The organism is Thermodesulfobacteriota bacterium (genome assembly GCA_039028315.1).
Classification (GTDB): domain Bacteria; phylum Desulfobacterota_D; class UBA1144; order Nemesobacterales; family UBA2774; genus CR02bin9.
The window spans coordinates 1-12,106 of record JBCCIH010000052.1 but is presented as its reverse complement, the minus strand read 5'-3'; the positions used below and the strand labels follow the sequence as shown (position 1 = coordinate 12,106).

At 40.5% G+C, this 12,106-nt stretch carries 13 protein-coding genes; 11 read left to right on the top strand and 2 right to left on the bottom strand.

The window, feature by feature from the left end; genetic code table 11:
* Window positions 1-44 precede the first annotated feature (44 nt).
* The 9 genes from prmC to AAF462_04745 all read left to right on the top strand — a co-directional run bounded on the left by prmC (window position 45) and on the right by AAF462_04745 (window position 8,900).
* Window positions 45-896, top strand: a complete 852-nt coding sequence (prmC, locus tag AAF462_04785) for a peptide chain release factor N(5)-glutamine methyltransferase (GenBank protein ID MEM7008432.1) — start codon at window positions 45-47, stop codon at window positions 894-896.
* Window positions 884-2,140: a UDP-N-acetylglucosamine 1-carboxyvinyltransferase gene (gene murA, locus AAF462_04780; GenBank protein MEM7008431.1), complete on the top strand. Its 1,257-nt coding sequence runs from the start codon at window positions 884-886 to the stop codon at window positions 2,138-2,140. Before prmC ends, murA begins: the two co-directional genes overlap by 13 nt.
* The gene (hisG, locus tag AAF462_04775; GenBank protein MEM7008430.1) at window positions 2,137-2,760 is read left to right on the top strand and encodes an ATP phosphoribosyltransferase; all 624 of its coding nucleotides are present in this window, start codon (window positions 2,137-2,139) and stop codon (window positions 2,758-2,760) included. Before murA ends, hisG begins: the two co-directional genes overlap by 4 nt.
* Before the next feature lie 228 nt (window positions 2,761-2,988).
* On the top strand, window positions 2,989-4,302 hold the full coding sequence (gene egtB, locus AAF462_04770; GenBank protein MEM7008429.1) for an ergothioneine biosynthesis protein EgtB: 1,314 nt from the start codon (window positions 2,989-2,991) through the stop codon (window positions 4,300-4,302).
* A gap of 19 nt (window positions 4,303-4,321) precedes the next feature.
* A complete protein-coding gene (gene egtD / locus AAF462_04765; protein ID MEM7008428.1) occupies window positions 4,322-5,284 on the top strand; it encodes an L-histidine N(alpha)-methyltransferase in 963 nt (320 codons plus the stop codon).
* Between the two features lie 5 nt (window positions 5,285-5,289).
* Window positions 5,290-5,784, top strand: coding sequence for a DUF427 domain-containing protein (locus tag AAF462_04760; protein ID MEM7008427.1), 495 nt, complete (start codon window positions 5,290-5,292; stop codon window positions 5,782-5,784).
* A gap of 72 nt (window positions 5,785-5,856) precedes the next feature.
* Window positions 5,857-6,627, top strand: coding sequence for a DUF6596 domain-containing protein (locus tag AAF462_04755; protein MEM7008426.1), 771 nt, complete (start codon window positions 5,857-5,859; stop codon window positions 6,625-6,627).
* Between the two features lie 15 nt (window positions 6,628-6,642).
* Window positions 6,643-7,389, top strand: a complete 747-nt coding sequence (locus tag AAF462_04750; protein MEM7008425.1) for an ATP-binding cassette domain-containing protein — start codon at window positions 6,643-6,645, stop codon at window positions 7,387-7,389.
* A 14-nt stretch (window positions 7,390-7,403) separates the two neighbouring features.
* Entirely contained in the window at window positions 7,404-8,900 is a 1,497-nt protein-coding gene (locus tag AAF462_04745; protein ID MEM7008424.1) for a glycine betaine ABC transporter substrate-binding protein, read from the top strand.
* A gap of 4 nt (window positions 8,901-8,904) precedes the next feature.
* Here AAF462_04745 and AAF462_04740 read toward each other — a convergent pair whose 3' ends face one another.
* Entirely contained in the window at window positions 8,905-9,639 is a 735-nt protein-coding gene (locus AAF462_04740) for a hypothetical protein (protein ID MEM7008423.1), read from the bottom strand.
* Between the two features lie 385 nt (window positions 9,640-10,024).
* Between AAF462_04740 and ispE the strand changes: the two genes are divergently transcribed.
* Together ispE and AAF462_04730 are read left to right on the top strand one after the other, a co-directional pair.
* Window positions 10,025-10,909 (top strand): 4-(cytidine 5'-diphospho)-2-C-methyl-D-erythritol kinase, encoded by an 885-nt coding sequence (gene ispE / locus AAF462_04735; GenBank protein ID MEM7008422.1) that lies wholly within the window; start codon window positions 10,025-10,027, stop codon window positions 10,907-10,909.
* 53 nt (window positions 10,910-10,962) lie between these two features.
* Window positions 10,963-11,487, top strand: coding sequence for a gamma carbonic anhydrase family protein (locus AAF462_04730; protein MEM7008421.1), 525 nt, complete (start codon window positions 10,963-10,965; stop codon window positions 11,485-11,487).
* A 4-nt stretch (window positions 11,488-11,491) separates the two neighbouring features.
* Here AAF462_04730 and AAF462_04725 read toward each other — a convergent pair.
* On the bottom strand, window positions 11,492-12,106 hold a 615-nt coding region (locus AAF462_04725), incomplete at its 5' end, for a CAP domain-containing protein (protein ID MEM7008420.1).

Here is a 12,106-nt window from a genome sequence, read left to right as displayed (position 1 = left end):
ATAGTGCAGACGGATAAACTCATGGCTTTAGGATTAGAGGAAATATGCAGCTAAAAGAACTTTATCAAATAGGAAAACAGAGCTTAAGTGAGAACTCGGTACAAACCCCTGGTCTAGAGTCTTATCTACTTCTTGCCAAATCAAATCTCATAGATAGCATGACTGAGGTTTACTCTCAGGGGGAAAAACAAATTGACCGCGAGGGAATAAACACATTTAATAATCTTCTACAAAGAAGACTAAAATGGGAGCCTGCAGCTTATATAGTTGGAGAAAAGGAATTTTACTCAAGATCGTTTAAAGTAAACCCCTTTGTATTAATACCAAGACCAGAAACCGAGCTATTAGTTGATGAAGTGCTAAATATTATTAGCAATATTGATAGCCCTAAAATTTTAGATATTGGCACAGGAAGTGGATGTATCGCGGTAACTCTGGCGGCAATGTGCAGTGAGGCTAGCTTAGTGGCATCAGATATATCAGAAGAGGCGCTTATGATAGCTAAAGAGAACTGCGACAATCATCAAGTGAGCGGGCAGGTTAAGTTTCTTAAATCTGATTTGCTTGAATCGATTAAGGAGAGCTTATTTGATGTGGTAGTATCTAACCCTCCGTATGTAAGCGAAAAAGAGTTCTGTGTGTTAGAAGCTGAAGTTAGAGATTATGAACCCCGGGGCGCTCTTGTAGCAGGAACTGACGGGCTCCTTTATATAGAGAAAATTATTTCAGATTCAAAAAGAGTGCTCAAAGACGGCGGGTGGTGCATGATAGAGATTGGACAGGGACAGAATAATATAGTGCAAAGGTTGTTTAAAAAAAATGGATACAGTGATATATCAATAACAAAAGATCTAAATGGAATACAGAGAGTGGTAAGAGCTAAATGGAAAAAATAATTGTAGAAGGCGGAAAAAGACTAGAAGGCGAAGTTGTAGTTAGCGGCGCTAAGAATGCAGTTCTGCCCCTTATGGCAGCATGCATAATTGCAGAGGGGAAAAACACGATCACTAATGTGCCCGACTTGGCTGATGTTAGAACCATGATAGAACTCCTGGAGATTTTGGGAGCAAAGGTTGAGTTTGAGAAAGGAACATTGGTAATTGACTCAACTAACATGGACACATGGGAAGCGCCCTACGATTTAGTAAAAACAATGAGAGCATCCGTCCTAGTTCTTGGCCCTCTTACTTCTAGGTTTGGCAGGTCTAAAGTCTCCATGCCCGGAGGCTGCGCCATTGGCGAGAGGCCAATTGATCAGCACTTAAAAGGACTAGCTATTCTGGGAGCTGAGATTGATATACAGGAAGGATATGTAGAGACAATTGCGCCAAAGTTAAAAGGCGGAGTAATTCCCTTTGATGTTTCAACTGTTACGGGAACAGAGAACCTTATTCTATCATCCGTTTTAGCACAAGGTGAGACGGTAATACTTAATGCAGCATGTGAGCCTGAGGTTACAGATCTGGCAAATTTCTTAGTTCAGATGGGCGCTGATATTAGCGGCGTCGGGACCGATATTATCACAATTAGAGGCGTTGAGAAATTAAATCCAATAAAGGAATATGAAGTTATGCCTGATAGAATTGAGGCTGGCACTTTTTTAGTCGGCTCTGTTTTAACTCAGGGTGATATACTGGTTAAAAACTGCAGGTTTGAAAACATGGGTGCTTTAATCGGTAAGCTGATTGAGGCAGGCGCAGAAATAACAAGAGAGAACAGCGGAATCAGGATTAAGGGTACTGGTGAAATTAACAGCGTAGATTTCACAACCCTTCCCTACCCTGGATTTCCAACCGATATGCAGGCGCAGATGATGACTCTTATGAGCATATCAAATGGACTGAGCATCATAACAGAAACTATATTTCCTCAGAGGTTCTTGCATGCCGGAGAGCTTAGGCGAATGGGCGCTGATATAAAGCTTGTTGGAAATAGCGCTGTTGTAAGGGGTGTGCCGGGACTAAGCGGAGCACCGACAATGGCAAGCGATCTTAGAGCAAGTGCGTCTCTCGTACTAGCAGGACTTGCCGGAAATGGAAGGACAGAAGTATCAAGGCTCTATCACTTAGACCGTGGATATGAGGAGCTTGATAAAAAACTTGAAAACTTAGGAGCTAGAATCTGGAGGGAGAAGGAATGATTACAATTGCAATTGCGCGTGGGAGACTGCTAGAAGAGGCAGGAGAGGTCTTAATCAAAGCCGGCTATAAAGTAGGCAGTATTTTAAAAGATTCTAGAAAACTGATATTTGAGTTTCCCGATCAGAATTTAAAGTTTTTAATCATAAGACCTACAGACATTCCTGCATATGTAGAATACGGAGCAGCTGATTGCGGCATAGTAGGAAAGGACACTTTGCTTGAGGAAAAGACCGATCTTTATGAGCCGCTTGATCTTAGAATCGGAAAATGCAAATTAGTTGTAGCAGGGCCAAAGGGGTTTGACTTCTCAAAGAACCGCTCACTAAGGGTTGCAACTAAGTATCCAAAAACAACATATGAACATTTCACAAGGCTAGGTGTAGGCGCTGAGATTATTAAACTATACGGATCTGTAGAGCTTGCCCCACTTGTCGGGCTTTCTGATGTAATAGTCGATTTATCCGCAAGCGGAGAGACACTAAAGAAAAATAACCTTGTAGAGTATGAGACAATTGCCGATATAACCGCGCGATTAGTTGTTAATAGGGTAAGCATGAAGGTTAAAGCACAGGAAATAAAAGAGCTTATAGAAAGAATGAAAAAGGTAAGGAAAAGGTAGTTTTTTTTGAAAACATCCTCCAAAAAATGCTAAAATTGCTTTTTTTGATGCATTTTGAATTGAAACCCGCGATTTATTAACAAAATCATAACATTTATAGAGTATGCTTTGAAAAAAGCAAACTATTTGCTACACTTAGTTCAATAAGCAAATAAAATTAATATGCATTTTTATAAATCTAGATGATTGGACCACTCGTATATCTACTAAGTGCTACTGGAGGTAAGGATGGCATCTAAACAATCTTCTCCAAATAATGAAAATACCAAAAAAGCTCATTCCAGACAGGAGCTTATAGACTCTTATAAGGCTGTAAGAGAGTTCTCTCATACTTTAGCCGAGCCGCTTGAAATAGAGGATTATGTTGTCCAGTCAATGCCAGATGTAAGCCCGACTAAGTGGCACCTTGCTCATACTAGCTGGTTCTTTGAAACGTTTGTATTATCAAAAGTGCTCCCTGATTACAAGTCGCCAAATCAACAGTATGCGTATCTGTTTAACTCTTATTATGTGCAGGCAGGAGAGAGGCATTTTAGACCGAAAAGAGGACTTATATCAAGACCTACAGTTGAACAGACCTACAACTACAGAAACCATGTTGATGAGAGCATGCTTAATTTTATGGAGAATGCGAACGATAAAGAGTGGGAAGATATAGAGTCAGTCGTAGAGATAGGAATTCATCACGAGCAGCAGCATCAAGAACTAATAGTAACAGACATAAAACATGTGCTATCAGAAAATCCCCTGCACCCTATATATCGCAAAGCTAATACTAATGGTAAAAACCCATTGGCAACAAATGAGCTTAAATGGACTAGTTTTAATGAAGGAGTCTATGAAATCGGAAACACCGGACAGGGATTTGGATATGACAATGAGTACCCTGAGCACAAGGCTTATTTAAATGAATATAAGCTAGGTTCTAGACTTATTACAAACTCGGAATATATGGAGTTTATTGACGACGGCGGATACAAGACTCCTGAGATCTGGCTATCAGAAGGCTGGGCTACTGTTGAAACAAACAACTGGAAAGCCCCGCTATACTGGAAAGAGCAAAATGGCTCATGGATGCAGTTTACCCTAAGCGGCCTTAGAGAAATTGAGCCCAGCGAGCCAGTGACCCACGTTTCTTATTTTGAGGCAGATGCATTTGCCAGATGGGCAGGCGGAAGACTTCCAACTGAATCCGAGTGGGAGGTTGCTGCATCTGATATAGAAATAGATGGGAATTTTGTAGACAATTTGAACTTTCATCCAGTGGGTTTGGATCAAAATTCAAACGGTGGCAATCTAAAGCAGATGTTTGGGGATGTTTGGGAGTGGACGCAAAGCTCATACTCTGCATATCCCGGATATAAAACTCTCCCTGGAGCACTGGGAGAGTACAACGGTAAGTTTATGTGCAATCAAATGGTATTAAGAGGCGGCTCTTGCGCAACATCAAAATCACATATAAGAAAAACTTACAGAAACTTTTTCCCTACAAATTCCAGATGGCAGTTTATGGGAATAAGGCTAGCCAAAGACGGCAAATAGAATTTATCCCTCACATCAAATGAATAGAAACCTTAGCAGATTAAAAAAATTTGAACCAGAGAAAGAATCTCTACTAGAAGAAATTCTAGTCGGTCTTAACAAAGAGCAAAAAGAGCTTCCGAGCAAGCTTTTTTATGACCAAAAAGGCTCAGCGCTTTTTGATGAAATCTGCGAGCTTGAAGAATATTATCTAACCAGGACCGAGACCTCAATTATGAGTGAAAATATTGGGGATATTTGCGCAGTTCTTGGTGAGAACTGTCTTTTGATTGAGCTTGGAAGCGGAAGCAGTAAAAAGATACGGCTTTTACTTTCAGGACTTAAAAATCCTGCGGGATATGTGCCTATTGATATATCTGAGGAGCATCTATTAAGCTCGGTAAAAACTCTAGCGAGTGATTATCCCGAGCTCAGGATCCTTCCTGTATCAGCTGATTACACACAGCCATTTAGTCTTCCTAATTATGAATTTACTCCATCTAAAAAAGTGGTTTATTATCCAGGCTCTACTATTGGTAATTTTGAGCCTGATTATGCAGCTAAATTTTTAAATGATATAGGTAAAAGGCTTGGCAGCGGCACTGGGCTGCTCATAGGTGTTGATCTTAAAAAAGACACTAAAACTCTTGAGGATGCCTATAACGATAAGAAAGAGATCACGGCAGAGTTTAATCTAAATATTCTAGAGAGGATCAACCGTGAGCACGGATCTGACTTCATTTTGGAAGATTGGGAACATTTTGCATTTTATAACGAGCACCACGGCAGAATTGAAATGCACATTAAAAGCCTTACTGAGCAAAGAGTATACATAGATGGGGCTGATATAGAATTTTCACAGGGCGAGACAATACTGACAGAATATTCATACAAATATAGTATTGAGGATTTTGAGAATCTGATATCGGACTCATATGAACTTAAAAAAGTTTGGACAGATAAAAATAATAAGTTTGGCATCCTTTATTTTGAAGTACAATAAAGATCATGAGCAGAAAAAGAATAGAGCCGGGGCCGGGACAAGAATCAGTATGGGACTACCCAAGACCCCCCAGGCTTGAAGATAGTGATAAACATATAGAAGTTTTTTTTAATGACATTCTGATAGCTGACAGCTCAGATGTAAAAAGAGTGCTTGAAACCTCAAGCCCACCAGTTTACTACATACCAACAATAGATATTGAGATGAAGTACTTTTTGCCCGGTGAGGGCCGCTCACTTTGCGAGTGGAAGGGCGCAGCTTCATATTACGATATTAAAGTGCATGACAAAATCGTCAGAAATGGGGCTTGGTACTACCCAAATCCTACACCATCATTTGAAGCAATAAAAAACTATGTTGCAATTTACCCCCAGAGTATGGACGCTTGTTTTGTCGATGGTGAGGTGGCCAGGGCTCAAGCAGGAAATTTCTACGGCGGCTGGATAACAGATGATATTGTAGGACCGTTTAAAGGTGAGCCTGGAACACAGGGTTGGTAAAAGAGCTACTTAGTTGCGACTTTTCTGATATAATATCCTTCAATAAATCCAATATATTTAGATCATGCTGCTATGAAATCAAAAACCAAGAGCACCACTCTGGCTCAAGAACTAAAGATAAAATATGAGAAGTATAATCTTTGTTTTGAGGCCGCTTACAAGGGCACAAACTATGAAGAGCGCGATGAATACAGGGAAGTTATAAAGTCAACTAAGGAACTATTAAAACAACCTCAGGCTGATAAGCCCCAGACTTATGCGCTTATTGCCTACATGCTTCTTAAGGCATCAAGATTAAGGGCAATAATTAATAATGTGGCCAGGGTACCCGATCTAAAAAACCAAAATCGCCTTCTGTGGGACAAAAGACTTATTAACGAAGGGCTAGAGTTTATAAACAAATCAGCTGGCGGAACCCAGGTCAGCGAATACCACCTAAGAGCAGGCATATGCGCTTGTCATGCACTATCAAAAGACTACGAATCCACTGACTGGAAAAAGATAGTGTCACTGTATGATCAGTATCTGGAAATTGATGACTCGATCAATATAGCACTCGAAAGAGCATACTTAATTTGTGATTTTGAAGGGCCAAAATCTGCAATATCTGCACTAATGCAAATAGATACTAAAAATAATCCGGAAAGGAAAGTGGCGCTTAATACTTCAATGGCAGAATTTCATATAAAGCTTAACGAATTTACCCAAGCAATTGAAAAGCTATCTCAATCCCATGAACTTTCTGATAATGAAAAAGAGAAATCAGCATATCTAAACAAAATTGAATTTTGCAGACAGCAAATATTTCTATCAAAAAAATATGATCAAGCCCTATCGTTCTAAGACAGTGATGGAGCCGTGATAAACCTCACAAACATTACCAAACGCTACGGTGAGAATTTGGCCGTTGATGATATCAATCTGGAGATTGGGACCGGAAGTACCACCTGCTTAATCGGTCCGAGCGGATGTGGTAAATCTACAATTTTAAGAACAATTATAGGTTTAATAAGACCCGACATCGGCAAAGTCAGTGTTGATGGAGAAATAATAAACCCAAGCAACATAATGCATCTGCGTCACAAGATGGGATATGTAATTCAAGAGGGCGGACTCTTTCCAAACCTAACTGCTCATGAGAATGTCTCACTTATGGCTAGATATCTAGGTTGGCAGGACTCTAGCATAGAGAAGCGAATACAAGAGCTTTGCGCCCTTACAAAATATCCCCAGGATGCGCTGAGTCGGTATCCCATTCAAATCTCAGGTGGCCAAAGACAGCGTCTTAGCCTTATGCGCGCCCTTATACTAGACCCCGACATACTGCTTTTGGATGAGCCCCTCGGAGCTTTGGACCCCCTTATTAGGAGTGAGCTTCAAAAAGACCTAAAACAAATATTCACCAAACTCGAAAAAACAGTTGTCATGGTCACTCATGATATAGGAGAGGCTGCGTTTTTTGGAGACAAGATTGTTCTGATAAAAGATGGCCGAATGGTGCAGCAAGGAACCATATATGATCTGGCCAAGACTCCGGCTGATCCCTTTGTAACAAACTTTATCAACGCCCAGAGAACTCATCTGGACACATTAGGAGATATATAGTGAAAAATCTCCCAATGATCTTTGCAATTCTGATATGTTTATTTGTAATTTCTTGCACAAGTTCAGAAGAACAAAATACTGAGATCAAAGTAGGTTCCAAAAAATTCACCGAGTCTGTAATATTGGGCGAGATCATAACACAGCTCGCAGAATCAAAAGGCGCCCAGGTGAATTATAGAAAAGAGCTTGGAGGCACAAGAGTTTTATGGAACGCGCTTAGAACAGGTGATATAGACATTTATCCTGAGTATACGGGGACAATCACCCAGGAGATCCACTCCTCACAAGACATCTCAAGCCAGGCGCAACTAAGAGAACAGCTTTCAAAACAGAGTATAGAAATGAGTGACCCTCTTGGTTTTAATAACACTTATGCACTTGGTATGAAAAAAGAAAGAGCCAGTGAGCTAGGTATAGAAACTATTTCCGATCTGAGAAATCATCCGGATCTTAAATTTGGTTTTACAAGCGAGTTTCTAAATAGAGGAGACGGCTGGCCGAGTATAAAGAAAGCCTATGATCTCCCGCAGCAAAATGTTACCGGGCTAGATCATGACCTAGCCTACCGAGGACTAGAGAGCGGCCACATAGATGTAGTTGATCTTTATTCAACCGATGCTGAGATATCTTACTACAATATAAAAGTTCTTAAGGATAACGAAGAACATTTTAAGGACTATTTCGCAGTACTACTTTATAGAAGTGATCTGGTCAGCAAAAATCCCGACGCACTTTCTGCGATATTAAATCTGCAAGGCAATATCTCAGAGCAGCAAATGGTTGATATGAATGCTCAGTCAAAATTGCAGGGCGTTACCGACAGCGTAATAGCATCTAACTATCTTCGGGATGAGAATTTGGCCGACACTACACCTGTAAGCGAGACATTTCTTAGTAGGCTCTACAGAAACACCCTTCAGCATTTATTTTTGGTAGTTATATCACTGAGCGCGGCGATTATTGTATCGATTCCTCTTGGCATATTCGCATATAAAAACCAGAAAGTCGGACAGTTAGTTTTAGGAATAGTGGGCGTAATTCAGACTCTACCTTCACTTGCTCTTTTAGTTTTTATGATACCGTTTTTCGGTATAGGGGCCGTGCCGGCAATTGTAGCACTATTTCTATATAGCCTGCTACCAATAGTTCGAAACACATATTCAGGATTAAAGGATATACCAACCGACATAAAAGAATCGGCAGAGGCACTCGGCCTAAGTGATTTTGCAAGACTTAGATTGATAGAAATCCCTCTTGCCTCTCGCTCAATACTCTCTGGAATAAAAACCTCAGCAGTAATAAATGTTGGAACTGCCACACTAGGCGCGCTTATTGGCGCCGGCGGATATGGTCAGCCAATCTTAACTGGAATAAGGTTAGACAATATTGGGCTGATCTTAGAAGGAGCTGTGCCTGCTGCTGTGCTTGCTCTTTTAGTACAAGGACTGTTCGATTTATCTGAGCGGGTACTTGTGCCAAAGGGCCTTCGGCTGTCAGCAGATAATAGATAAATATTCAGTTCTGAGGTGTATCAAAATTTAAATATAATTTTATTCCTCTGATCTTGCCGCCAACGCTTGTGAGCACTTTATCTTCATTTCCGGCTGTAAACCAAAGCTCTAAGTTTAAGTTATCTTTTGTAGCATTACCTTGCGCGTCTTGTAGGAAATAGAGATAAGTAAGTTTTGACTTATCATCCATGACTTCTATCTCATAGGGCTGACCAAGAGTTTCCATTACATTGTCTGCGGTTGGAATCTCCTGTATATCTTCTCCAGAATAAGTTGAGCTTGCAGTTTTTTTAAGCTTACTCACGTCAGCGTTGCCCATAGAAGAGAGCATTTGTTTAAGAAGTGGTATCGAGAGGTTGTTTAGAAAACGCTCTGGAAAAGTTACTTGTGTAAGTTTTTCATCCTGTATTACCATTAAGATCGGGATATCGAAAGAGTCCCCCTCATCTTGAGAGGTAGTGTGCTGTTTTACGAATACATAGGTCCAGAGCTGGCCTTGCTCATTTAGCTTTACTGATGTGGGACTACCCTTCATAAGCCACATTACATCATCTGATAGAAGAACTGGGTTTTTTAAAACGAGGGTAAGACCGCTCTCATCGTTTAAGTCAAAATTAGTTTCAAAATCATTTAGCTGGTCTTTTAGCTCAAGCATTCTAAAAAGTACACAGCTAGATAACGCTAGCGTTATAACAATCACGAATAACAAAATAGGGGATTTGTTGTGTTTTATGAACAAAATATCCTCAAATTAGTGGAAATGTCTGGTGCTTTGAGATAATTGATAACTTTACTCAATAATCCTAATATTATATAGATTCTAATGGTTATATAATGAAAAACGGGAGAACTTCTTGCTCAAGAAGTGCTCCCGTTCTCTTAAAGGAGGATGGAGGATGATTTTTAAGTATGCTGTTTAACTCTGTATATAAAAATAAAGTATTTTACTTTAAATGTCAAGGGGTTTTTCGATAAATTTAAGAATATTACTTAAAACTAGCGACTAATTATGATAAGTGACTGTAATTATTATGTTTTAACTATATGGGCACTGTACGATTTAACCTTAAATATATACGTACGGCTATAAACTTTAGACAAATAATCGGTAATAATAATGATTTATGAGTTATATAAAGCTTTTATCGCCGGCAAAAGTGAACTTAACCCTCGAAATTCTAGGGTTAAGACAAGACGGGTACCACGAGCTTCGCTCCATAATACAACCGGTCAACTTATTTGATGAGGTTCAAATTGAGCTAGAAGAGGGAAGCGGCATAGATCTTGATTCAAATGGTCTTGATATACCCAAAGGCAGTGATAATCTGGCTTGGAAAGCGGCGGATCTGTTTATAAAGGCAAGCGGGCTTGAGTCTAGAGTAAAAATTTTCATAAAAAAGCAAATACCCCAAGGAGCGGGACTTGGCGGGGGAAGCAGTAATGCAGGCGCAGTTTTGGTTGGTTTGAGCAGACTTACCAAAGCGCTATCTGAGCAAGAATTGGCAAATATTGCCCCGCAACTTGGAGCAGATGTGAGTTTTTTTATACGATCACAATCTGCAGTTATGGAGGGTATTGGTGAGAAAATAACGACACTTAGAGAATTTCCCTCATTTCACTACGTAATTGTTTGTCCCAATATTCATAGCTCAACTCAAGAGGTCTACCAAAAATGGGACGAGTTGAATAATCAAAAGCAGATTGAGACGATTAGTGATGAGGATTTTAATAAGCACATAGAGGATTTTAACAATAAGGATGTAGAGCCGCCGCTCCAAAATGACTTAGAGCCAGCGGCTATGGCTTTGTATCCTGAGATAAAAGCATACAAAGAGATTCTCTCCTCATTAGGGCTGAAATCAGTTCTTATGTCAGGTAGCGGCTCTTGTGTATTTGCCCTTTTTAGAGAAGAGGATGAGGCGAATGAAATATATGAGTATTTAAAAACAAGCCCGACCTTTAGAGTGTTCCTGGCAAAAACAGTTAAGGGCTGGCATAAGCTCATCTAATCGGGCTATAATAAAAATATGCGATTTAAATCTACAACAAACTGGGAGCTAACGTGATCTACTCACTTGGAGAAAGGAAAGTTGAAATATTGGCTGAGGACTATTTTATTGCCGACAATGCAACAGTTATAGGCTCAGTGGTGATCCATAACGATGTAAGCATATGGTTTAATGTTGTGATTAGAGGCGATAATGATGTTATTACTATCGGCGAAGGTACAAATATTCAAGACGCGGTGGTAATACACACTGACGGGGGAATCCCACTTGATATCGGTAAGGGAGTAACTGTTGGTCACCAGGCTATGCTCCACGGATGCACAGTAGGCGACAACAGCTTAATTGGTATAAACTCTGTTATCTTAAACAACGCCAAGATTGGAAACAACTGTATAATAGGAGCAAATAGCATAGTGCCTCAGGGAAAGGAAATTCCTAATAACTCACTTGCTCTTGGATCACCAGCAAAGGTTATTAAAAAGGTAGATGAGAAAGTTGTAGAGGAGCTCAAATACTCTGCCAGGCATTATATCGAGAATTTCAAACGCTTTAAAAAAGAATTACATAAACAGGACTAAGAGTTCATCTCTCTGTTGCAAATACGAGTGTCCAATAAAAGGATGTTCTGCCCTGAAAAATTCCTTGAGCAAATCCTGCCCCTACCTCCCTTAGCGAAGGGCTCATAATTATGCTGCAGTGCCCTGAAGATCCTATCCAAGCGTCTACAGCGTCTGGCGCGTTGTCTAAACCTACTAGAATATTCTCTCCCCATGAGTTCCAATTATAGTTTTGCATCAGTAGTCTGTCTCCAGTGTCTGAACCGTTAGTGCCTGTATGGCTAAAGTTTTGATTGTCCGCCATATCCTCAGAATGAAGCTGAGCAGCGTCCTGTATTCTCTCATCCCAACCCACTGGTGGTGCTGAAGGAAAGAAATCTGAACCGCAATTTCTTGCTTGCGCCCGGGCATTATTCACTAAATCTAAAACCTCTGATTGAAAATCATTTAACCCTCCGGGAGGTGAGCTGGTGGGGCGTGGCGTGGGAGCCGCGGTTGGAAGTGGTGTTGGAGCGGGTGTTGGGTTTGGGGCTTGAGTTGGTATTGGGAAAGGAGTTGGACTTGTAGGCTGAGATGTCGGCTGAGCAGTCGGGGCTGGCGTTGGCGCAGCTATAGGTTGGTTAGTTGGGGGCGCAGGATT